A 22,951-nucleotide genomic window follows, 5' to 3' on the forward strand; every position below is an offset into this window, starting at 1 on the left:
CATCTTATAATTCATCTTTCTCAATATGTTTTTTTAATTTCTCGCTTTATTTTTATGGAAGATTTTTCTTATTATGTTACGATTAAACAGAATCATTTGAAATAAGGTGGTGACAATTTGAATTATTTTTCTTATCTCTCCTTAGAAGAACGTCAAAATTTTTTCTATAAAGAACCTCTTAGTTTTTCAAAAAATATAGAGAAAGAGCAATTAGCGTACGCATTAGGTGCTACACTATATACTCCTGGCACGAAAGAAACGATCGCGGAAGATATAATTAGAAAAAAACATGTGGAAGCTACCTCGATTATTTTTTGTCTAGAAGACTCTATCAGCGATAAGGAAGTAAAGTTTGCAGAGCAAAATATCGTCTTTCAAATACAGCAAATCGCCAACTTGGTCAGTGCTAACATACTAAATCAAGCAGACATCCCCCTTCTTTTTATTAGAGTTCGACAGCCAAGTCAAATGAGGACAATTGTTACTGAATTAGGTAGTGCGGTTCATTGCTTATGTGGTTTTGTCTTTCCAAAATTCACACCCGTTAATGGAAAGTCTTATATCGATCAGCTTGCCTATATAAACAAGCTATATTCATTATCCCTTTATGGAATGCCGATTTTAGAATCACCAGAAATTATGTATAGAGAAACACGTGTAGAATCATTGTTACAAATAAAAGATCTACTAGATTCCTATCGTGATTACATCTTAAATGTACGCATTGGTGCTACTGATTTTTCAAGCATATTTGGTATTCGGCGTAATAAATACACCCCTATCTATCATATTACTGTTGTTCGTGATTGTATTTCCGACATTATTAATATTTTCTCCAGAGCAACAAATGGATATGTTATTTCAGGATGTGTATGGGAATATTTTTCTAATGATTACAAAGAAGGGCTCATTCAAGAGGTATCGCTTGACCATGCAAATGGATTAATCGGAAAGACAGTCATTCACCCATCTCATATTAAAGTTGTACAAGCAATGCACATTGTTACAATGGAAGATTATTTAGACGCAAGGTCAATTTTACAACATGCAAATACGTATAACGGAGTGCTAAAAAGCAGTTTTGCTAACAAAATGAATGAAGTAAAGCCCCATTATAACTGGGCTCGCAAAACCATTTTAAAATCTAATATTTACGGGGTGCTACATGAAAACAAACAATTCACCGATCTCCTTATTACAAACGCAAAACAACACGTATAACGTTTTGAATAATATAAAGGTTCATGTAGAAGTACGTGATAATCCATATAACTTAGAGTTAGACAATCTTTTTCAAATGGCTGCGAGGATCAATAAAAAGCGGAGTTTTTTATTTGTAAGTACAATTCTTGGAAAGCATCTTCCTATTAAACCTGCAGTCTCTCTAGCAAGTGGATTTGCTCTCGCTGCAAGATATATGGAAATACTACATAATACTTTTCATCCATTTCAAAAAGAAATTTTAAATCTTATTTCATTAGAAATTGATAAAATTCCAGAGGAAGTATTTCGTTATCAATATCCCTTACAAGAAGAAGTGTTATTTATCGGATTCGCTGAAACAGCAACAGCACTTGGCCATTCTATGTTTCAATGCTTTCAAAATGCAAAGTATGTACATACAACTAGGGAATCGATACCCAATCTCGAATCTGTCATTACATTTGAGGAAGAACATTCCCATGCAACCTCACACCGTTGTTATGTAGATAAAAGCTTTTTTCAAAACAACAATCCAATTGTTCTCGTAGATGATGAGATGACAACTGGGAAAACCGCACTAAATATTATCAGGTCTATTCAACAGCAATTTCCACGAGAAGAGTATACCATCGCTTCGTTATTAGACTGGCGTTCTAATACTAATAGAAGACAATTTAAACAACTAGAAGAAGAACTTCAAATAAAAATTCATGTTATTTCTTTATTAGAAGGCCGCATTCACCCAACTGGCCAGCCATTGAATATTACAAAAACAGATACTCATATTGAAAAAACAAAACCTTATTTCAAAAAACATACGATTATTTGTCCGGCATTATCCTATACATCAAATTATATAAAATATACTGGACGCTTTGGCATTTCATCCTATGAACAAAAGCACATTCATTCTTTTGCTCAAGAAGCAGGAAAAATGTTACAAAGAAAAAGAATTGGAAAACGAACACTCTGCCTCGGAACGGGTGAGTTTATGTATATTCCAATGAAAATTGCTGCTGAAATGGGTGAAAATATTTTATATCAATCTACAACACGAAGCCCTATCCACCCTGTTTCAAATGATGTGAACTACGCCATTCATAATCATTTCTCGTATCCAAATCCCGAAGATTCTACTATTACAAATTACTTTTATAATATTTCACCCCATGAATACGATGAAGTATTTGTGTTTATGGAACGTGATGTAGGAGAAGAAGCCTTATCGCCTCTTCTACAGCAGTTACAAACAGTTATTCCTTGTATTCATATCGTCTCATTTTCAAATAGCATAGAAAAGGAAGGTTGATAATTATGGTAAAGGTAAATTCCCATATTAGTAGTTACGATCCAAATGATGCTATTTTTCTATTAAAAGATATTAGCGATTTAATGAAAGAAAGTTCCACAGAAACGAGAGAACAAGCCATTCAAGCTGGCATACATTATTCTGAAATGTTACCAACGGAATATAAACCATCTAAAGCATATATGGATTTATTCTTTTCTTCCCTGCAACATTACAAACACAAACTAGCCATCGCTGTCGGAGTTGTCGCTGAACAAATTATACAGACTAAAGGAACGAATCTCGTCCTCATCTCATTAGCGCGTGCTGGTACACCTATTGGTATTCTTATAAAACGCTACATACGCTATCAATATAACCTTGATGTACCTCACTATTGTATTTCTATTGTTCGTGGACGCGGCATCGATGAAAATGCACTTCACTATATTTTAGAACATCATCCTAAAGAAACAATTCAATTCATTGATGGCTGGACTGGAAAGGGTGCAATAAAAAAGGAATTGGAACAGGCAGTACATACATTTAACGAGAGAAATAATACACACCTTTCTCATTGTATGGCTGTACTTGCTGATCCCGGTTACTGTACTTCAATTTACGGTACACGCGAAGATTTTCTTATCCCTAGTGCTTGCTTAAATGCGACCGTCTCTGGACTAATTAGCCGCACTGTACTAAATGACACCTATATTGGCCCAAATGATTTTCATGGTGTTAAATATTATAAAGAGCTAGAACAAGAAGATTTATCAAATTTCTTTATCGATGAGATAACAGATTTATTCCCTTCTGTTCATTCTCATATAGATAATCAATTACATTATATTGCTTCAACATACACCGATCCATCTTGGCAAGGATTAAAAGATATACAATCTATCCAAACTCACTTTGAAATTGATGATATTAATCTAATTAAACCAGGAGTCGGTGAAACAACTCGCGTATTACTCCGGAGAATACCGTGGAAAATTTTAATACGAAAGCAAGACACTCCTGATTTAAGGCATATTTTACTTCTCGCTAAAGAAAAGAATGTCCCTGTTGAAATATATGAGAATATGACTTATTCATGTTGCGGACTCATTAAGCCTCTTAGGGGGAATACGATATGATTTTCGCCAGTGATCTTGATCAGACACTTATTTATTCCCGTAAATCATTTCGTGCTCATATAGAAGATAATTCAATTCAGCTCATTGAAACTTTAGATGGAAAAGAAATTTCTTTCATAACACATAAAACCATTTCACTACTAATAAAATTGCAACTGCATTCATATTTTATCCCAGTTACAACAAGAACGATTGAACAATTTCAACGTATTACTTTATTCCAAAATGAAATCATTCCTAAATATGCCATTACAAGTAACGGCGGTAATATCCTTCATAACGGTAAGCAAGATGTTACTTGGAACAAAGAAATAAAAAAAAGAATTTCAGTAGAATGTATAGAGAGGAACGATATACTAAAGGAATTTGAACAAATCGCTCATAAAGATTGGGTTATATCACAAAAAACGGCTGATGATTTATTCCACTATTGCATCATTAAACGAGAGAACATTCCTTATGATGAATTATCATCCTTCACTTCCTGGTTAGACAAACAGGGCTGGAATCATTCACTTCAAGGTAGGAAACTATACTTTGTACCAAAACCAATTAACAAATGGGACGCCGTGCAATATATACAAGAAATACTACAAATGGATACTATTATTACAGCTGGGGATTCTTTACTTGATTTATGCATGCTTGAAAAGGCGAACTATGCCTTCGCGCCACTTCATGGTGAATTAGGGGCAACATATAATCATTTACAACCCCATATTGTAAAAACAGATGCAATCGGCATATATGCCGCAGAAGAAATCGTAAGTAAATCACTTCAAATCATTCATAGTTCATTACCTACCTCATAATTAAGATATGCACAATTGCATACGCGCACCTATGAAACAAATGGTACAATGTATTCGAATCGCTGTTGCTACACTTCTTGATCAAAGAAAAGGCGTTAAAACGGATATTAGCGCCTTATCAAACTCAAGCAATTGGCACATTTTGTCATCTTGAAAGACACTCGAAAGAGTGTCTTTTTTTCTATACCTTACAAGGACTTACTCATTTCAAAGCATAAACACATAAAATAATGTAACTCTTTACACACATGAATCCCTTTCTAAAAGTTGCGAAGTAGACTCAAAATAAAAAAGCACTCTTGGCTAGAGTGCTTTTTACTTTCAAACAAGGAGGTTACATAATATGGATAGTACTCTCGTATTTAACTTTGGCATTGGTATTGTCATCATTTTATTTGTTTTCTTTGTTCTTTGTATGAGCGGAGTATAGAAAGGCGATTTTTGGCGTCTTTTTATACATATGTATTATTTGACTTTCACAAAAGAAGTAACCATAATAGTTACATGATTAAAAACTACTCATATATCCACAAATAGGAGGAAGAACAATGAAACATGTAATCGTTTATGCACACCCAAATACAGAAAGCTTCAACCATGCGATTTTAGAAACGGTAAAAAGTGAATTAGAAGAAAAAGATCATGAAGTACGCGTTCGCGATCTATACGAGTTAAACTTTAATCCAGTATTAGGCGCTTCCGATTTCATCTCATTTTCTCAAGGCAACATACCAGACGATATTAAAGAAGAGCAAGAGCATATCTCTTGGGCTGATAGCATTACATTCATTTATCCAGTTTGGTGGGCGGGACTTCCTGCTATTTTAAAAGGATACGTTGACCGTGTGTTTAGCCACGGATTTGCTTATGCTTACGGTGAAAACGGCATTGAAAAATTATTAAGCGGTAAAAAAGGATTATTACTATCTACAATGGGCAATACGAAAGAAGCATACACAGCAGGCGGTATGTTTGACGCAATGAAGAAAACAGCGGATGTTGGTATTTTTGAATTTACAGGCATTGAAACAATTGAGCACACATTCTATACAAGTGTTCCTTCTGTGGATGATAATGTGCGTAAACAATACCTTGAAGAAGTTAAAGATGTTGTGAATCGTGCATTTTAATAAAAAAACTCCGGCTTTAACAACCGGAGTTTTTCATTTCATCATTAATTTCGGAATATACCTTTGAAGAATGCTTTCTAATTCATTCATATCTTCCTGTCTAATAAGTAAATTCACATTATCATTCATTTTTTCTCGCCCACGATATAAAAATATATTTTCTTTTGGATTTTCCCATGTTGATGTTTTATAGCCTTTCAATTCTTCGTATGAATAAAAGTTTAATCCGTCTACTACACCTTTTTCATATATTTGTACACTTTTAATAAGATGGATGGCTATTAAAGTCATAAAACAACTTGCTACAGCATGAATACCTAGCTGAATGAAAAACTGTTCAACTGTATCAATATCGCCACTTACATACCGAGCATATATATACATACATTGTCCAATGAAATACGCTGGTCCAAGTAACGCAATCCAACGTCTTTTCACCCGAGGATACATTGAAATCAGTTTTCCTGCGCTTTTTTTCATTTCATTTATTTTATATATTTTCCATAGAACAAAAAACAAAACACATAATGTAAAAACAAACATAATACATGACATCCAGTACATTCTTATTCTCTCCCCCTTACATCATTACATTTAAATTTTACATTTTATATACTTATAGTACATATGCAATTATGCATAAAAAAACAGGTAACCTCTTCCGGTTACCTGCATTTCATTACATCTTCTCAATCCACTCCGTCAAGTTATGCACAACTTGCGTTGGTTGTACTTCATATTCTGTTAACTTCTCCACAGTTGTGACTCCAGTGTGGACAAGAAGCGTATGCATGCCAGCATTTACTCCCGCTAAAATGTCTGTATCGTAGTTATCCCCAACCATTAATGCTTCATCTTTTCCTATACCAAGCACTTTTAGCGCTTGTTCCATAATGATTGATTCCGGTTTTCCGATAAAGATTGGATCCACACCTGTTGATACTGCTACAACTGATGTTAATGAACCGTTTCCTGGTAATAATCCGCGCTCAGTCGGAATGGCAATGTCTCCATTTGTGGAAATAAACGTTGCGCCGTTACGCACAGCAAGACACGCCTTTGCTAATTTTTCATATGTGATGTCACGATCTAAACCGACAACAACGAAATCAGGATTTTCATCCACAAGTTCAAATCCTTTTTCCACAAGTGCATCATGTAAACCTTCTTCACCAATCATATATACAGTTGCATCTTGTTTACGTTCATAAATGAAGTTCGCTGTCGCCATACTCGTTGTGAATACTTGCTCTGCTTTCGCTGGAATATCAAAACGAACAAGTTTTTCTGCCACTTGTTCTGGTTTACGAGTTGAGTTATTTGTAACGAATAAATACGGAATACCGCGCTCTCCTAATGCTTTTACGAAGTCGCTCGCTTCTTCAATTTGTTCTTCTCCCCGATACATTGTACCGTCTAAGTCAATTAAGTAACCTTTATACATCGATTATGTCTCTCCTTCTATGCTAACGTTCTCACCTTATCATACCACTCTTATATTACCCGCTTTTTACAAAGAAAAAAACGCTTTACCTTAAAGCGCCCCATAACGTTCATTTTTTCTCTTTTATTTGGTAAGAACAACTACAATCGCCCTCGCACATGTTTGCTAGCGTTTTCACATCTGCGTTCGCAAATAAACGATTATACATCTCTTTTTCATCTTCACACACTTGCGGGAATCTCTCTGCAATTTCCTTTAACGGACAGTTTTGTTTTTCAATTACGAAAGAGTTCTCTCCGTCTCTCTTAATTTGAACCATATAACCATTTTTCTCTTGCATAGCTGCTATCTCTTGCACTTTATATGCTAAATTCTTTTGATTACTCACTCGCTTTTGCAATTGTTCTTCCATTCGCTTTGTTCTCTCTTTTAAAACGTAACGAAGTATTTTTTCATCGCCCATTCGCGCTAAATCTTCTAGCATATCAATTGCAAATTGTTTATACTCTTTCGGGAATGTATCTTCTCCCTTTTCGCTTAATCCATACAAATAAGTTGGTCTTCCGACATGTTGCCTTACCATCTTGGAATAGATGAAACCATCTTTCTCAAGATTACTTAAATGTCTTCGAATTGCCATTTCTGTAATCTCTAAAATTTCAGCTAGTTCCGCTACCGTGTGCTCTCCTTTTACTTTCAACAACTGTACAATTTCATCTTTCGTCGTACGTGCTTCCCCCATGCTTCACCCTTCTCCCTCACATACAATATAAGACCCCCAAAAGGCATTCTCTGGGGATCTTATAAGCATAATTATTCTGGTACAAATGCAGATACAGGTCCTAATTCCTTCTCTAAATAACTACGAATATTTGCTGGGTATTTCTCTACCACTGCAATGTGTTTTTGAATCGTCTTATATAATTCATCATGATTCATTTGAATATAATCTTGCGTAAGCATTTTTCGAAGAAGGATAATTTCTTTCATCCCTTGTCCATCTTTTGCACTTATCACTCGCTCGTCCATTAAAATATCGATAATATCTTCATAACTTCCTGGGTCGCGCATAATAAATCCATCAATCATCGCATTCCCTACATCTAATACAGAATCAATAATAAGATGGGCTATGCGTTCTAATGCGTAAAATTCAAACTCGGTTTCATATATCTTTTTCTCTTGAAATGTACTTGTTGCTCGTTCTAAACATACTAGCATTTGTTCTATTTTCTTTCTGTCTACAAAATACATGAATGTCACCTACCTGGAAATTAAAGCATTTACATTTTAATTGTAACGCTTTCTTCTGAAAAAATCGACAATTTTTCGAATTCACCTTTTCTCCGTTATTTGTTATAGTTATATTTGTATGATTTTTGAAATTGGAGGAATGGAATCTTGGAACGTGAACTCGCACTAGAAATTGTCCGTGTAACAGAAGCAGCAGCATTAGCATCCGCACAGTGGATGGGCCGCGGAAAGAAAAACGAAGCAGATGATGCAGCAACTACAGCAATGCGTGATATGTTCGATTCAGTAAACATGGCAGGTACAGTTGTAATTGGTGAAGGAGAACTTGATGAAGCACCGATGTTATATATTGGTGAAGAACTAGGAACAGGTAACGGTCCAGAAGTAGATATCGCCGTTGACCCATTAGAAGGTACAAACATCGTTGCAAAAGGTCTTGCAAATGCAATGGCAGTTATCGCAATCGCAGATAAAGGAAACCTTCTTCATGCTCCTGATATGTACATGGAAAAAATCGCGGTTGGTCCAAAAGCAGCTGGTAAAATTAGCTTAGATGATCCAATTGAAAAAACAATTGAAATTGTAGCAGAAGCTAACAATAAAAAGATTCGCGATCTAACAGTTATCGTTCAAGAACGTGAACGTCATCAAGATATTATCGATCGTGTTCGTGCAAAAGGTGCACGTGTAAAATTATTTGGTGACGGTGATGTTGGTGCGTCAATCGCAACAGCACTACCTGGAACAGGTATCGACTTATTCGTAGGTATCGGCGGAGCTCCAGAAGGCGTTATTTCTGCAGCAGCATTAAAATGTCTTGAAGGTGAAATGCAAGCTCGCTTAGTTCCAATGAACGAAGAAGAAGAAGCTCGTTGTCGTGAAATGGGATTAGAAGATCCTCGTCAACTTCTAATGCTAGAAGACTTAGTATCTGGTGATGATGCAATCTTCTCAGCAACTGGTGTATCTGCTGGTGAGTTATTAGACGGCGTGAAATTCCTAGGCGGAGATTTAGCTGAAACATACTCTATCGTAATGCGTTACAAAACAAGAACAGTACGATTCATTAAAACGCATCACCATTTAGATCATAAGCCACACTTAAACTTAGATATTTAATAAAAGGAGCCATGTGTATGGAAGAACGTTTCTTTCTGTACGACGACACTGTCGCTACAAAAACTCGTTTCGTTAGCTTTATGGGAGAAAATGAGCGTCATGATTTAGCGCTATTATACTCCGATCGTCATTACGGTAAAACAATTGTCCTTGATATGCAGCGTAATAAATTCGCAATCATCGGCGCTGACGATTTAAACGAACCAGGCTACTTAGAGCACGCATTTTCTATGACTGAAGAAATTGCAGAAGAACTACGCTCATTTTTATTTGAACTTATATAATTTATCTTAGGCACCAGCTTTTTAGCTGGTGCTTTTCATCAATAGAGTTTTGAATTTTCAATCTTTTATGTTATAATGAAGAATAAATCTATTTGGATAGAAAGGACGTTATCTACGTATGCCAACATCTACTTTGTAATGGACCAGCAATTGGATAGCATTACTCTCAAAAAAGCACCGTGCTTTTTCAAGGGAGTAGTCTGCCCATTCCCATTACAAAGGAACGTATTGCATCTGTAGTATGATGTTTACGGAGGTTCCTAAGGGAACCTCCTTTTATTTTTGTCTTTTCCTCATGTCTTCATACTACAAGACATCCAAATAGCTGTATTACGTTCCTTTACCACTACTATAAGAGGTGAAGGAAAATGCAGAAAGTACAACTTTCTTGGAGCTTATATGAAAATGAACAAGGTACAATTGAAAAATATTGTAAAAATTGCAGACGCACTACCCTATTTACTGACACAAATATTCGTAGGCATAATGCCAACGGAAAAAACATATACCGCTTTGCCATTTATAAATGTCCGAAAGATCATACGTGGAATCAAAAACTTCGTATTTATAAAGCATTTACTGATCACGTTGAAACAGTCGATATGACGCAGCAGGATCAACCAGAAACAACTACTACCATTTCCATTACACAACATAAAGAAAACGGCATAGCCGAAATCACGATCGTACTAGATATCGTTTTCGGTTCACACCGAATCGATAAAGCCTTATCCACATATATTTCCGACTGGAGCCGTACACGCATTGTGGATAAAATTAAAAATGGGGATATTCAATTGAACGGACAACAAATGAAACCAAACGCAATACTTTCTGAAGGCGATTCTATTTCAATTTGTTTGTGAGCAAGTAAAAAAATCCTCTTACAATCGTAAGAGGATTTTTTTACTTCTTCACTTTTCGTAATACGAAGTGTGCACAACCAAAGTTACAGTACTCGTATAAATACTCCGTTAACGTACTAATTTTCGTATCATATGTCGCACGCTGGTTACTATCATCAAAGAATCCGCGCAATCTAAGTTGCTCATAACCCCAGTCCCCAACGATGTAATCATATTTATTTAAAATTTCTGCATAGCGCTCTTTAAATGCTTCTTCACTAAAACCGTCACGAAAGTTTTTAATTACTTCGTACTGAACATTATTAATGCTCACCGTAGCATGAATCTCTTGCTTTTGCTCCATCATTAACTTCCTCTCTAAGCATTCTTCTTTTTATCGTATCACAAAGCATACCAACCAACAATTTCAAATACAAAAAATTGAAAATTAGTGCATGCTATGGAGAAGGAGGTGATACATCGTGAAAAAACAAATTATACTTTCTCTTCTCACTCTTTCCTTATTTGCAGGCTGCCAATCAACGAATAAAGCCGAAATGGAACGTGAAGAAGGAAGTCGTGTTCTTGTTTCCAATAAAAACGACATGTATCATACGGAAAATACAAATACACGGCTTACAAGAGTCGGCTATTCATCTAAACAAAAGCATGAAGTATCTAACAAACAAGTAGGAGCCATTAACCGTGAGAAAGTCGCTGAAATGATTACAAGTATGACAGTCAAACTTCCTGACGTTACAAACGCTGCTACACTCGTTACCGATGATGAAGTATTTGTTGTATACCGTGCAAACACAACAGATCCAAAACTCGTAGCGGATCAAGTATATAGAGCTGCTTTGTCCATCGTCCCTCGCTATTATAAAGCATATGTATCAACAGACCAAAAGTTGATTTCTCAAATTCAAGGCCTTCAATCTGGTGCCTTAAATGATACAGAATATACACAGAGCCTCGATATGTTAAAACGTGAAATGAGCAAAAATCCTCATTTGAACAATACGGGGGATCAGACTTTGAATGATATGATAAAAAAATAAAGAAGGTGGAGAAAACCTCCATCTTCTTTATTTTTTTACTATTTCTTACGATTTGCGTAAACCTCCATCGCGTCACACATAAACTGAGCTAATCCTTCACCAAACTTATCGATATTTTTCGTAAAGCGCTCATCAGCGACGTACATTTGACCAAGTCCTTTAAAAGCATCTAATGAATATTCACCGAAGTTTTGCAAGTAATTGTACCATACTCCAATTGCTTCTTGTGCCTCTTTAGAATCTGGTGCGCCGTGTCTAAGTGCCGCTAAGTTTCTGTAAATCGTATTAAACTCTTCTTGATTGTCTTTTGACATACCTTTCGCATATTCATTCGCTTTATCTACAGCTGCGTCTCCCCATCTTTCACGCGCTTCTTCTTCGTACGGATTATGGCTGAAATCGAAGCCTTCAAATTTCTCTTTGTTCGTCATTTCAATCTCTCCTTTTGTATGCTGAATTGTCTTATCAATCGTCGCAATCACTTTATCTAACCGAGCACGCTTTTCAAGAAGCATTTTTTTATGAAGCTGCAGTGCCTCTTTCCGGTCAAATGATGGACTCATGATAATGTCTTTAATTTTCTTCAAAGGGAAGCCTAGTTCTTTAAAAAATAAAATTTGCTGCAATGTCTCTAAATTTTCATTGGAATACAGACGATATCCAGACTCTGTCGTCTCGTCTGGGGTTAACAACCCAATTTCATCGTAATGATGCAGTGTGCGCACACTAATTCCAACTAAACTAGCTACTTCTTTTACCTTCATTGTCATGTGTATCTCCCCCTTAATACATACGATAAAGTATGACGCAACGTTAGAGTCAATAAGTAAATTCATTATTTGTTAAAAGTTTCATCTCCACTATATTTCATGCATAATAGATATGTACATATATTAGAAAGCGGTGAAAGTATGGTTTCAAATACTGTAATTGCCAGCATCATATTTCAACTCGTTGTTTCGATTCTGGTCCCAATTATTGTACTCGTTTATTTCCGTAAGAAATACAATATTAATTGGAAAGTAGTCGGCGTTGGTGTTCTTATCTTTATCGGATTTACCCAAATTCTCGAAACACCATTCCACCTATTTATGCGCGGTAATCCAGCAATCGCTCCAATTTTAGAAAATCCATTTGTCTTCGCACTTTATGGGGGACTAACTGCTGGTATTTTTGAAGAATTAGGTCGCTTCGTTGCCTTCTTTTTCTTACTAAAAAAATATCAAGAATATAAAGATGGCTTCGCTTATGGAATTGGTCACGGCGGGATAGAATCTATTTTAGTTGGTGGGTTCTCTGCATTCCAAGCACTTATATTTGCGAATTCAATTAACAATGGTAGCTTCGCTCAAATGGTTGAAAAAATGCCGGAGCTAAGCCGCCTACAGGACATGTTAATTCAGCAACCTGCCTACTTATATTTCCTTGGTAGCTTAGAAAGAATTATGGCTCTCGTGCTGCAAATCGCCTTTACGATGCTTGTTTTATACGCAGTAAAACAGAAGAAGTATATCTTCCTTGTGTACGCTATACTATTCCACGCACTTGTAGACTTCTTCGCGGCACTTTATCAAACGAAAACAATTAACATCTTTGTTGTAGAAGGAATTACCCTTCTCTTCACAATCGGTGCTATCATTCTTATTCGTAAAATGAAAGAGAAATTAATGAGTGTGCCGGAATAAAAAATAACCCGCCAATTGGTGGGTTATTTTTTATATGGATTATCATAGTGATGATAACTTTTGCCACTTTGCAGCTCCTTCTTTGTTTCTGCATCTATAACGATGTACTTGTGTAACTCTTCTACTTCATTTTGAGAAAAGGAAGCGAAAAAATAAACTTGGCGATCAGGGTGAACAAAAGCATCTTGAAGCACCACTTCACCCCGACAACCCACGGCTGTTTTTTGCCGAAAATAAGATTCTTCATCAGGTACTTCTTTAAATGAAATTTTTTTCCGAACACTATACGCTGCATTATTGTATTCTTTATACATTTTCTTATCTAACTGTTCGTAAAACACATCTTCGCTCACAAATGACTTATTTCGATTACTTGGATAATCTATTTTTTGATTGGATTGTGCATATGTTGTGGACATTTGTGTAAGAAAACAAATAATGAATACGGTATATATCATTTTTTTCATCATTGCACCTCAATTTTTTATTATCCACATTACTTTTCCACATGCTTAGATCATTATGTCGTTTCCAATAAAAAGGAATTTTTTCCACATTTGTCGAAGTATATAGCGTCAACTTGAAAGATGGGGATGAATTATGAAGAAATTGATTGTAATACGACATTGTTCAGCAACTGGACAAGAACGTGATGCCGAATTAACGACCGATGGAAAAAAACAAGCAAACACCCTTGCTACATTCCTTTTAGAAAACCAACTACAAATAGATCATATTATTTCAAGCCCATTTGTGCGAGCTATCGATTCTATTCGGCCCTACGCGTTCCAAGCTAGCTTACCTATCCAAGAAGATGAAAGATTAGCTGAACGCATATTAAGCAACGTTCCAATGGACGATTGGATGCAAAAACTAGAATCTACTTTTACAAATATAGATATTGCCTTTTCAGGCGGAGAGTCGACAAAACAAGCAACGGACCGTGCTATATCGCTTATCCAAAACGTTTTAAAATTAAACCATACTACAACACTACTCGTTACACATGGAAACTTACTTACGCTCATTTTAAAGCACTTTGATCATACGATTGGTTTTCATGAATGGCGAGCTTTAACGAATCCTGATATGTACGAAATTACAATTGATGAACAATGTAGCCTAAAACGATTATGGACAGCACCGTCCAAGTAATATCTCTTTCCAACACATTCAGTTGACGCCACGAGAAGAAACTGTACTAATAATAGAAAGGGGTATCACTCCATATGTACGAAGATGTACTTGCTTTACTACATAAAACAAATGTTTCTTATGAAAAATTCGAACACGAACCAGTACTCGATTATGAGACAGACCGGATCGTACGCGAGAGGCTTGGCTTACAAGGTACTCCAAGTAAAAGCTTATTTTTAAAATCAAAATCCGGAAATTATTACGTCTTTTTTACGTTAGAAGGAACTCGGCTCAACCGAGGAGAGATGAAAGAAATAACGGGAGAAAGCTTATCCCTCTGTTCACCTAATGAGCTAAGGGAAGAAACTGGTTGTACGCCAGGATGTGTAGCTCCTTTCGGTTATTCACAACATGTAGCGATTATTGTGGATAGCGCTATTTATATGTACGATAAAATTTTAATTACACCCGGTGTACCTGAATTTACAATTGAATTATCCACAGAGGAATTAAAAAAAATTTTATTAACATGTTCAAACACTGTTTTAGAGTACAAACAAAAAGAGAGCTAATCATTAGCTCTCTTTTTTCATTATTTTGCTTCTGCTGTGTTTTCTTTCGCAGAACGAACTTGCTCGTCCGCATGATAAGAAGAACGCACAAGTGGGCCAGCTTCACAGTGGCTAAAGCCTTTGCTAAGTGCAATTTCTTTTAGCTCTGCAAATTCTGCTGGTGGGTAATATTTAAGAACTGGTAAATGCTTCTTAGATGGTTGTAGGTATTGTCCAAGAGTTAAAATATCCACATTGTTTGCACGTAAGTCATCCATTGCTTCAATTAAATCTTCTCTCGTTTCACCTAAGCCCACCATAATGCTCGATTTAGTTGGAATATCAGGCTGCATTTCTTTTGCTCGACGTAAAAACTCTAATGAACGATCATATTTTGCTCTAGCGCGAACTCGGTCAGATAATCGACGTACTGTTTCAATGTTATGGTTTAAAATATCTGGTTTTGCATCCATTAACATTTTTAAGTTTTCTTCTACTCCACCCATATCAGATGGTAATACTTCGATTGACGTAAATGGATTTTTACGACGTACAGCGCGTACTGTTTCAGCAAAAACAGCTGCTCCACCATCTTTTAAATCATCACGTGCAACCGCTGTTATAACAACGTGCTTTAAGCCCATTTGTACTACAGAATCTGCTACGCGTTCTGGCTCTTGTAAATCAAGCTCAGTTGGTAAGCCTGTTTTAACCGCACAAAAACGACAAGCACGTGTACAAACCGCACCTAAAATCATAAATGTTGCTGTTTTTCTTACAGCCCAGCATTCATGAATATTCGGACATTTTGCTTCCTCACAAACTGTATGAAGATTTTTAGAACGCATCATTTTCTTTAAGCCTGTATAGTTTTCATTCGTGTTTAACTTAATTTTCAACCATTCGGGCTTGCGCTTATATTCTGTTTGTTTTGTCATGGTTATCAACTCCGCACAATATGAAATAGTTTACCGTGTTCGCTTCTTTCAATGTAACATATCTATTCTAACGTATGAAAGCGATTTGCTCAAATGAAGATTCTAAGATTTTTTCCAATCGTTCCCTATAATGAAATACTCCGTATATCCCACACTAAAAAGAGTGATGATGTGAAAGGAGTCTATTTCATGCTTCGAAAAATTTCTCTTTTGCTTTCGATTTGCTTTCTTCTCCACCAAAACATCGCTTACGGTGAAGATAATCAGCAAAGCATATACGAAAAGCGCATGGCACTATATAAAGAAACCGAGCAATCTTCAGGCATTCCGTGGTATTACTTAGCTGCAATGGATCAATACGAAAGAAATATACGGAGCGTAAGAAAAGATATTCCGAAAAAACCAGATGCCATCATTTCCCTTTATTTCAAACCAGAAATATGGGCTGGACCTGTTAATGGTAACGACACTCTCCCCCATACAATTGCTCTATTTGGCGGATTAGGTTTAGATGGTGACAAAGATGGATTTGCAAATGCAAATAACGACCGTGACCTTTTGCATACAGCAGCAACAATTTTAAAGAAACAAGGAACGTCAGAAGAACGTATTAAAATCATGCTCTGGGAATATTATAGACGTGCAAAAACAGTTGATTTAATTACCGAATACGCCCAAATCTATAAACATTATGGACGTATTAATTTAGAAGGAAATGCTTTCCCTCTCCCTATTCGCAGTGACCATAGCTACCGAAGTACTTTCGGCGCTGGAAGAAGTTTTGGAGGAAGAAGAGTTCATGAAGGAACCGATATTTTTGCAGGCTATGGCGTACCAGTAAGATCCACTTGCTATGGCATTATTGAAACAAAAGGCTGGAACCGCCTTGGCGGATGGCGCATCGGTATTCGTGACCTTCATAACAATTATCATTATTACGCTCACTTAGGCGGATTCTCAAAAGAAATACAGCTTGGACAAATTGTCGAGCCTGGAAAAGTAATCGGATTTGTTGGTAGCACCGGTTACGGCCCTCCCGGCACAGCTGGAAAATTTCCACCCCACTTACATTTCGGCATCTATAAAGACAACGGTTATACAGAATGGGCTTTCGATCCATACATGCATTTAAGTCTATGGGAACGAAAAGAACGCGCGAATACAAAACGATAACCGTAGCACATTGCTACGGTTATTTTTTAACTATGGCTAACTACCCGTTTTCTTTTTATCAGGTACAAAAACACTTCCGCTTCCATAATACGTAGGCACTTCCCCTTGAACGATACGCGTCGCAATCGGAACATCTTGTTTTACTTTTATTTCTTTCGTATGAAATGGAATAATCACTTGCAACGTCACTTCCATCTCCATAATAATTTGAATCGCAGTCGTATTGATTCCGTGCGGCTCAATTTTTTGTTTAATATCCGTATTTACATGACCAATCGTTGTGAAATCAATTGGAATGTCGGGTCCTATATTTCCAAGAAGCGCATTATTTGTTACACGACCAAACGGAACTGCCATCGTTGCCCCAGTCTTTTCAGAAATACCTAGCCCCTTCAAATCACCTTGTTCTACTTGCTGTAAATATTTTTCTATGTATGTGGTCGTTGATGTTACAATTTCATTTACTTGTTTTGTATTCAAATTAATTGTGGATACTTTCCCGTTTTTATCATTTTGTACTTTCATTAATGAATCGACATCGAATCCTTCATCGATTCTATCTTTTAGCGCCTTCGTCATAACCGCTGTCGCCATTTTATGTGTCTCTACTTCTCCATATTTCATTAATGTCGGCTGAATGCTGCTATTCACAATCCATAATCCTTGCACGAGTAATATGACAAAAAGAATAAACGACATAAGCAGTATGTGCCGAAAGGAAATAGGTCCCCTTCGAAAACGCGAATTTTTCGAACGAAATATACTCATACAAAACCCTCCTTCTTATATCATTTCTATGCAAGAAGGAGGGACGATATATGCTTATCTCATTTTTAATAATGCTTCTTTTCCGATTGTGCCAGCCGTAATACCTAACGCTTCGGCTTCAATCGTTACTGATTCTAGCGGTGCTTCAAGAAGTTGTTCAATCGTTCTTACACCAACCGCGCGACCAGCAATAATACCTCGATCCCCTAACTTCTCATTTAAAAGACCTACATCTAATGCACCGCACATAATATATCCTTTATCGCTCATTACAGCTAGCAAGTTTGTCTTTGGAAGTTTGACGCTAACCGCAATAAACGTATAATTATCAATTATAATTGGCTCCACGTTAACCATAGTTCACACTCCTCTCTTTCTTATCTGTATGACAAGAGAAAAATGAGTGTTACAAGTTAACTAGCCTATAGTTTGACGGAAGATGTATGAGTTATTAACATGTCTGTTAACACATCTCTAAGTAGTTCTGGCATATAATATTGTTTGTCAGAAAGTGTGGATAGCTCTGGGTATAAGTAGCCGAATGTAAACATATCAATCGTTCCTACTGTATATATACGATCTAATTCCAGCGATTCCCCGTTAATTAATACATCTTCGAGTAAAATTTTATTCCCAGGAATCGTATCTGGAATGACTTCTATACCAGCGTAAATCATTTTCCCCATCACTTTCCCGCGGAATCCGAATCCTTTTACCTCAAGGTTCTCCATATTCGGGCGACGTGCTTTCAAGATCACTTCTCGTAACGTTTTCCCCGGCACTTTCAATAAACATGGATTAATGGGATGTGGACAAATTCTGTGAATATCTCCGCGCGTCACAACGCCTTCTTCTAATCCTTCAAGAAGTACACCAGCGTTCACCATGCCAATCTCTGCACCGCACCACGTTTTTAGCGCATTTGCTAACATGTGCGAAAATGCTGTCTCATGAAACCAATTAACCGGTAATGATTCCTTTAGATGAACGACAGGCTCTTCCATAATATGTTCACTTTCTTCCTGCAGCGCTTCAATTGTGGATAATGGTTTGTTATAAGCACCTAAACGTTCAGTCTTAATCGCTCTACCATCCTTTTTCAACAGCTTCTTCGTCTCTTTATCCACAGTAAGTTGAACGTGCCCAACGTAACGTCCCCACTTCTCACAACAGCATAGTAACGTATGATTCATAAGAACACCACGCTCAAATAAATGATGCGTATGTGCCCCTAAAATAACATCTATATCATACTGCTCCGCCATATGCTCATCCATGCTTTTTCCAAGGTGAGAAAGGACAACCGTTATATGAGCCTCATCTCTCACTTCTTCTAAAATAGACTCTAAATGCTCAATTGGATCTTCAATATGCCAATCTAACATTTGATAAAACTCTGGATACGCAACCGTTAATCCGATAAAAGCAATCGTAATCCCATCTGTCGTTGTATGTAATTTATAAGGCTTTGCCCACTCTGGACGTACCCCTTCTTTTTCAAATAAATTCGCGACAAGCACCTCAAATCCAGCATCATCATATAGACGATTCAAATGCTCCTTCGCTAACGTAATTCCTTCATTGTTTCCGATCGTTACATAATCATATAACGCCTCATTTAAAAGCTTCGTATTGCCAAGCCCATTCGTCGCTTCCGAAATACTATGAAAACGATCCACATGATCGCCGATATCTACAGTCAAAACGGTCTCTCCCGCTCCCTGTCTTCGCTTTTTCTCTCCTTGTACAAACCGAGAAATTTGCGGCCAATTTTCAAAATGACTATGTATATCGTTTGTATGATAAAGGTGGATAATTGTTTCTTTATTTATATTCAGAGAAAAAACCTCCTCTCAGTTCCTTACTGCCATTTACGCTACACGTACGCAATAATCCTGTAAATACTTTTCGTCTTTTCTTGCTATTTTACATTGTACTCGCATTGTGAGAAAAAGCAAAAGATTGCCCTTTTTCATATGAGAAATTTTCTTTTTTTAGTTGTTGGATTCGTTGGTAGAACGGGGGGATTTGTCAGAAAGTTTGTTGAGTGTTTTACAAGGAGTTTGGTGGGGTTCCTTGTGGGGATTTGTCAGTATCTTAGCCTCAACTACTTCCATTCGGCCACTTCATGCATATCATCTAAATATTGAGGGGTATACGCCCGCTCTACTATGTCGTAATTTGTTGATAAATCGATATTCCTTGTCGAATCGTCGATATATTGAAATAATCGCCGATATATTCCGAGTTGTGATCGATATATTTGAAAAATCGCCGATATATTTCAATATATACTAGCAGGGGTATACTCATGTACATATACCTTGTAACACGACATATGTCGTGTTACAATCTCATTATAAGGTGGTGAACCATAAAATGGATAAAGAGATATTAAAAGGAAGTATTGATATTTTACTTCTCTCCATCATTAAACAGCATGATACGTACGGATATGAAATTATTCAAAAGCTAAAAGAAAACAGCAATGATTTATACACAATGAGCCAAGGTACACTCTATCCAGCACTCAAACGTCTGGAGCAAAAGGATTTAATCAATTCCTACTGGGGTGAATCTGAAACGGGTATGAAACGAAAATTTTATCGCATTACTACGAACGGAAAGAAAATTTTAGAAGAAAAACTAACAGCGTGGGATTCAGTTACAGCTCTTATTAAAACTTGTCAGAAAGGAGCTTTAAATTAATGACGATTGAAAAATACATAAAGAGTATCGTTCAAAAAACAAACCTATCCCAATCTGATAGAGACGAACTATACTTCGAAATTTACGATCATCTTACAAGTTTAAAACAAGAATTTCTCGATCAAGGAAAACCTGAAGAAGAAGCTACTGCATTAGCCATTCAAAATTTTGGAGAAGCCTCAACTTTAGGAACCGAAATTGAAAAAGCGATGCAATCTTCTACGCAAAAATATGTACAGTGGATTGGCTGGGTATTGTTTTTACCGTATTCATTTGTTTTATTATTTAAACTATTGATCGGGAGGTCAGCTTTTTACTTTGGTAATCTGAAGTACTTCTTTGAAACAGGTGACTGGCATGCTATACACGGTGGGTTAATAAACTTAGTTCCTTTCAAAAGTACAATCCGCTATTTAACTGAATTTGATTCTTATAATCTAGACATCGTACTTATGAATACATTAGGAAACGTCATCATATTCATCCCATTCGGATTCCTGCTACCTTTATTATTTAAACAAATTAACAATGTAAAAATAGCATCCAAAATTTTTATTAAGTTTATTTTATTAATTGAATCGTTACAACTCCTTACCTTTACTGGTGTTTTCGATATTGATGACATCATACTCAATGTGCTAGGAGCTTTAATTGGGTATGGTTCTTTTGTTGGGATGAATTATATTTGGGAACGTGTTAAATCTGTGGATAAGGTGGATACGATTTAGGTTCGGGGTATACGGCCTGTTCTTCCTGTCGTAATTTGTTGATAAGTCGATATTCCTTGTCGAATCGTCGATATATTGAAATAATCGCCGATATATTCCGAGTTGTGATCGATATATTTGAAAAATCGCTGATATAGTTAGCCAGAAACCCACCTAGGTATCTCGGCTAACCCCACCCCAAACCAAGCTCACACAACATAAAAAAGCGCCCTGCACAGCAGGGCGCTTCTACTTTCTCTATTAACCAATAGAACCTTCCATCTCAAACTTGATTAGGCGGTTCATTTCAACTGCGTATTCCATTGGAAGTTCGCGAGTGAATGGCTCGATGAAGCCCATTACGATCATTTCTGTAGCTTCTTGCTCAGAAATACCGCGGCTCATTAGGTAGAATAATTGTTCTTCTGATACTTTTGATACTTTCGCTTCGTGCTCAAGTGAAACGTAATCGTTTTTGATTTCGTTGTAAGGAATTGTATCAGATGTAGATTGGTTATCCATGATTAACGTGTCACACTCGATGTTAGAGCGAGAGTTTTTCGCTTTTGGTCCGAAGTGTACGATACCACGGTAAGTTACTTTACCACCATGCTTCGCAATCGATTTAGAAACGATTGTTGAAGACGTGTTTGGTGCTAAGTGAATCATTTTTGCACCAGCATCTTGGTGTTGGCCTTTACCAGCAATCGCGATAGATAATGTTAAACCACGAGCGCCTTCGCCTTTTAAGATAACTGCTGGGTATTTCATCGTTAATTTAGATCCGATGTTACCGTCAATCCATTCCATCGTTGCGTTTTCTTCACAAACCGCACGTTTTGTAACTAGGTTGTATACGTTGTTCGCCCAGTTTTGGATTGTTGTATAACGGCAATAAGCATCTTTCTTAATGATGATTTCTACTACCGCACTATGAAGTGAGTTAGTCGTGTAAACAGGTGCTGTACAACCTTCTACGTAGTGTACGTGTGCGCCTTCGTCTACGATGATAAGCGTACGCTCGAATTGTCCCATATTTTCAGAGTTTATACGGAAATACGCTTGAAGTGGTGTATCAACTTTCACACCTTTTGGAACGTAGATGAATGATCCACCAGACCAAACTGCAGAGTTTAATGCAGAGAATTTGTTGTCTGTTGGTGGGATTACTTTTCCGAAATGCTCACGGAAAATATCTTCGTTCTCTTTTAATGCGCTATCTGTATCTTTGAAGACGATTCCTAGAGCTTCTAGGTCTTCTTTCATGTTGTGGTATACAACTTCAGATTCGTACTGTGCAGATACACCAGCTAAATATTTTTGCTCAGCTTCTGGAATACCTAATTTATCAAATGTTGCTTTAATTTCATCAGGTACTTCATCCCAAGACTTCTCAGATTTCTCAGATGGTTTTACGTAGTACGTAATTTCATCGAAATCTAAGTCGTTTAAGTCGCCGCCCCATTGTGGCATTGGCATTTCGTAGAACTTATCCAGTGATTTTAAACGGAAGTCTAACATCCACTGTGGTTCTTCTTTCATACGTGAAATCTCTTCAACGATCTCTTTTGTTAAACCGCGTCCAGCACGGAAAATCGAAACGTCTTTGTCTTTGAAACCATATTTATAATCGCCGATATCTGGCAGTTGCTTCGCCATGTTGGTGTGTCCCTCCTTAGATAACCTCGTTTTTAGGAACCTTTA

Annotated in this window: 27 protein-coding genes; 15 read left to right on the top strand and 12 right to left on the bottom strand. The window is 36.8% G+C overall.

What is annotated here, in order from left to right; genetic code table 11:
- The first annotated feature begins 117 nt into the window (after nucleotides 1-117).
- From EKQ63_RS26320 to EKQ63_RS26340, 5 genes are all read left to right on the top strand, one after another.
- The gene (locus EKQ63_RS26320; RefSeq protein ID WP_087954986.1) at nucleotides 118-1,221 is read left to right on the top strand and encodes an HpcH/HpaI aldolase/citrate lyase family protein; all 1,104 of its coding nucleotides are present in this window, start codon (nucleotides 118-120) and stop codon (nucleotides 1,219-1,221) included.
- The gene (locus EKQ63_RS26325) at nucleotides 1,166-2,512 is read left to right on the top strand and encodes a phosphoribosyltransferase family protein (RefSeq protein WP_087954987.1); all 1,347 of its coding nucleotides are present in this window, start codon (nucleotides 1,166-1,168) and stop codon (nucleotides 2,510-2,512) included. The genes EKQ63_RS26320 and EKQ63_RS26325 overlap by 56 nt, the downstream gene beginning before the upstream one ends.
- 5 nt (nucleotides 2,513-2,517) lie before the next feature.
- Nucleotides 2,518-3,630: a cysteine protease StiP family protein gene (locus tag EKQ63_RS26330; RefSeq protein WP_143881644.1), complete on the top strand. Its 1,113-nt coding sequence runs from the start codon at nucleotides 2,518-2,520 to the stop codon at nucleotides 3,628-3,630.
- On the top strand, nucleotides 3,627-4,442 hold the full coding sequence (locus EKQ63_RS26335) for an HAD family hydrolase (protein ID WP_087954989.1): 816 nt from the start codon (nucleotides 3,627-3,629) through the stop codon (nucleotides 4,440-4,442). Before EKQ63_RS26330 ends, EKQ63_RS26335 begins: the two co-directional genes overlap by 4 nt.
- 548 nt (nucleotides 4,443-4,990) lie before the next feature.
- The gene (locus EKQ63_RS26340) at nucleotides 4,991-5,572 is read left to right on the top strand and encodes an NAD(P)H-dependent oxidoreductase (protein ID WP_087995173.1); all 582 of its coding nucleotides are present in this window, start codon (nucleotides 4,991-4,993) and stop codon (nucleotides 5,570-5,572) included.
- Between the two features lie 33 nt (nucleotides 5,573-5,605).
- Here EKQ63_RS26340 and EKQ63_RS26345 read toward each other — a convergent pair whose 3' ends face one another.
- The 4 genes from EKQ63_RS26345 to EKQ63_RS26360 form a co-directional block, all read right to left on the bottom strand.
- The gene (locus tag EKQ63_RS26345; RefSeq protein ID WP_087954991.1) at nucleotides 5,606-6,136 is read right to left on the bottom strand and encodes a DUF5673 domain-containing protein; all 531 of its coding nucleotides are present in this window, start codon (nucleotides 6,134-6,136) and stop codon (nucleotides 5,606-5,608) included.
- Between the two features lie 115 nt (nucleotides 6,137-6,251).
- Nucleotides 6,252-7,016, bottom strand: a complete 765-nt coding sequence (locus tag EKQ63_RS26350; RefSeq protein WP_000276470.1) for a TIGR01457 family HAD-type hydrolase — start codon at nucleotides 7,014-7,016, stop codon at nucleotides 6,252-6,254.
- Nucleotides 7,017-7,125: 109 nt separating this feature from the next.
- Entirely contained in the window at nucleotides 7,126-7,758 is a 633-nt protein-coding gene (locus EKQ63_RS26355) for a helix-turn-helix transcriptional regulator (RefSeq protein ID WP_000503352.1), read from the bottom strand.
- A 71-nt stretch (nucleotides 7,759-7,829) separates the two neighbouring features.
- Nucleotides 7,830-8,270, bottom strand: coding sequence for a DUF86 domain-containing protein (locus EKQ63_RS26360; protein ID WP_087954992.1), 441 nt, complete (start codon nucleotides 8,268-8,270; stop codon nucleotides 7,830-7,832).
- 147 nt (nucleotides 8,271-8,417) lie between these two features.
- On the opposite strand from EKQ63_RS26360, the gene glpX reads away from it, so the two are divergent.
- From glpX to EKQ63_RS26375, 3 genes are all read left to right on the top strand, one after another.
- A complete protein-coding gene (glpX, locus tag EKQ63_RS26365; RefSeq protein ID WP_000439091.1) occupies nucleotides 8,418-9,389 on the top strand; it encodes a class II fructose-bisphosphatase in 972 nt (323 codons plus the stop codon).
- A 17-nt stretch (nucleotides 9,390-9,406) separates the two neighbouring features.
- Nucleotides 9,407-9,673, top strand: coding sequence for a DUF3055 domain-containing protein (locus tag EKQ63_RS26370; RefSeq protein ID WP_000392606.1), 267 nt, complete (start codon nucleotides 9,407-9,409; stop codon nucleotides 9,671-9,673).
- Between the two features lie 368 nt (nucleotides 9,674-10,041).
- The gene (locus EKQ63_RS26375) at nucleotides 10,042-10,539 is read left to right on the top strand and encodes a DUF1062 domain-containing protein (RefSeq protein WP_087995174.1); all 498 of its coding nucleotides are present in this window, start codon (nucleotides 10,042-10,044) and stop codon (nucleotides 10,537-10,539) included.
- Nucleotides 10,540-10,579: 40 nt separating this feature from the next.
- On the opposite strand, the gene EKQ63_RS26380 is transcribed toward EKQ63_RS26375, so the two are convergent.
- Nucleotides 10,580-10,882, bottom strand: coding sequence for a YutD family protein (locus EKQ63_RS26380; protein ID WP_000435943.1), 303 nt, complete (start codon nucleotides 10,880-10,882; stop codon nucleotides 10,580-10,582).
- A gap of 118 nt (nucleotides 10,883-11,000) precedes the next feature.
- Between EKQ63_RS26380 and EKQ63_RS26385 the strand changes: the two genes are divergently transcribed.
- Nucleotides 11,001-11,579, top strand: a complete 579-nt coding sequence (locus EKQ63_RS26385; protein WP_000744038.1) for a YhcN/YlaJ family sporulation lipoprotein — start codon at nucleotides 11,001-11,003, stop codon at nucleotides 11,577-11,579.
- A 38-nt stretch (nucleotides 11,580-11,617) separates the two neighbouring features.
- On the opposite strand, the gene EKQ63_RS26390 is transcribed toward EKQ63_RS26385, so the two are convergent.
- Nucleotides 11,618-12,349: a MerR family transcriptional regulator gene (locus tag EKQ63_RS26390; protein ID WP_000178117.1), complete on the bottom strand. Its 732-nt coding sequence runs from the start codon at nucleotides 12,347-12,349 to the stop codon at nucleotides 11,618-11,620.
- A 99-nt stretch (nucleotides 12,350-12,448) separates the two neighbouring features.
- Here EKQ63_RS26390 and EKQ63_RS26395 point away from each other — a divergent pair, with 99 nt between their 5' ends.
- Nucleotides 12,449-13,264 carry a YhfC family intramembrane metalloprotease gene (locus tag EKQ63_RS26395; protein WP_140168570.1) on the top strand — a complete coding sequence of 272 codons (816 nt, stop codon included), beginning with the start codon at nucleotides 12,449-12,451 and terminating at the stop codon, nucleotides 13,262-13,264.
- 23 nt (nucleotides 13,265-13,287) lie between these two features.
- Here the strand turns inward: EKQ63_RS26395 and EKQ63_RS26400 are convergent, their stop codons facing one another.
- Complete coding sequence (locus tag EKQ63_RS26400) at nucleotides 13,288-13,731, bottom strand: hypothetical protein (protein WP_143881791.1); 444 nt, start codon at nucleotides 13,729-13,731, stop codon at nucleotides 13,288-13,290.
- Between the two features lie 133 nt (nucleotides 13,732-13,864).
- On the opposite strand from EKQ63_RS26400, the gene EKQ63_RS26405 reads away from it, so the two are divergent.
- On the top strand, nucleotides 13,865-14,419 hold the full coding sequence (locus EKQ63_RS26405; RefSeq protein WP_087954997.1) for a histidine phosphatase family protein: 555 nt from the start codon (nucleotides 13,865-13,867) through the stop codon (nucleotides 14,417-14,419).
- Between the two features lie 74 nt (nucleotides 14,420-14,493).
- Nucleotides 14,494-14,973, top strand: a complete 480-nt coding sequence (locus tag EKQ63_RS26410) for a YbaK/EbsC family protein (RefSeq protein WP_143881645.1) — start codon at nucleotides 14,494-14,496, stop codon at nucleotides 14,971-14,973.
- Between the two features lie 20 nt (nucleotides 14,974-14,993).
- Here the strand turns inward: EKQ63_RS26410 and lipA are convergent, their stop codons facing one another.
- Complete coding sequence (lipA, locus tag EKQ63_RS26415; RefSeq protein WP_000166370.1) at nucleotides 14,994-15,890, bottom strand: lipoyl synthase; 897 nt, start codon at nucleotides 15,888-15,890, stop codon at nucleotides 14,994-14,996.
- Nucleotides 15,891-16,079: 189 nt separating this feature from the next.
- On the opposite strand from lipA, the gene EKQ63_RS26420 reads away from it, so the two are divergent.
- Complete coding sequence (locus EKQ63_RS26420; protein ID WP_000944672.1) at nucleotides 16,080-17,063, top strand: M23 family metallopeptidase; 984 nt, start codon at nucleotides 16,080-16,082, stop codon at nucleotides 17,061-17,063.
- Nucleotides 17,064-17,099: 36 nt separating this feature from the next.
- On the opposite strand, the gene yunB is transcribed toward EKQ63_RS26420, so the two are convergent.
- From yunB to EKQ63_RS26435, 3 genes are all read right to left on the bottom strand, one after another.
- Entirely contained in the window at nucleotides 17,100-17,831 is a 732-nt protein-coding gene (yunB, locus tag EKQ63_RS26425) for a sporulation protein YunB (RefSeq protein WP_087955000.1), read from the bottom strand.
- Between the two features lie 54 nt (nucleotides 17,832-17,885).
- On the bottom strand, nucleotides 17,886-18,188 hold the full coding sequence (locus EKQ63_RS26430; RefSeq protein WP_000248463.1) for a YunC family protein: 303 nt from the start codon (nucleotides 18,186-18,188) through the stop codon (nucleotides 17,886-17,888).
- 65 nt (nucleotides 18,189-18,253) lie between these two features.
- The gene (locus tag EKQ63_RS26435; RefSeq protein ID WP_206766604.1) at nucleotides 18,254-19,669 is read right to left on the bottom strand and encodes a bifunctional metallophosphatase/5'-nucleotidase; all 1,416 of its coding nucleotides are present in this window, start codon (nucleotides 19,667-19,669) and stop codon (nucleotides 18,254-18,256) included.
- 541 nt (nucleotides 19,670-20,210) lie between these two features.
- On the opposite strand from EKQ63_RS26435, the gene EKQ63_RS26445 reads away from it, so the two are divergent.
- Together EKQ63_RS26445 and EKQ63_RS26450 are read left to right on the top strand one after the other, a co-directional pair.
- The gene (locus tag EKQ63_RS26445; protein WP_000356633.1) at nucleotides 20,211-20,540 is read left to right on the top strand and encodes a PadR family transcriptional regulator; all 330 of its coding nucleotides are present in this window, start codon (nucleotides 20,211-20,213) and stop codon (nucleotides 20,538-20,540) included.
- Nucleotides 20,540-21,268, top strand: a complete 729-nt coding sequence (locus EKQ63_RS26450) for a VanZ family protein (protein WP_088326904.1) — start codon at nucleotides 20,540-20,542, stop codon at nucleotides 21,266-21,268. Before EKQ63_RS26445 ends, EKQ63_RS26450 begins: the two co-directional genes overlap by 1 nt.
- Before the next feature lie 240 nt (nucleotides 21,269-21,508).
- Here the strand turns inward: EKQ63_RS26450 and sufB are convergent, their stop codons facing one another.
- Nucleotides 21,509-22,906 (bottom strand): Fe-S cluster assembly protein SufB, encoded by a 1,398-nt coding sequence (gene sufB / locus EKQ63_RS26455; RefSeq protein ID WP_001118827.1) that lies wholly within the window; start codon nucleotides 22,904-22,906, stop codon nucleotides 21,509-21,511.
- Nucleotides 22,907-22,951: the final 45 nt, after the last annotated feature.

It is taken from the genome of Bacillus sp. BD59S (assembly GCF_007363175.1).
GTDB classification, from domain to species: domain Bacteria; phylum Bacillota; class Bacilli; order Bacillales; family Bacillaceae_G; genus Bacillus_A; species Bacillus_A pacificus.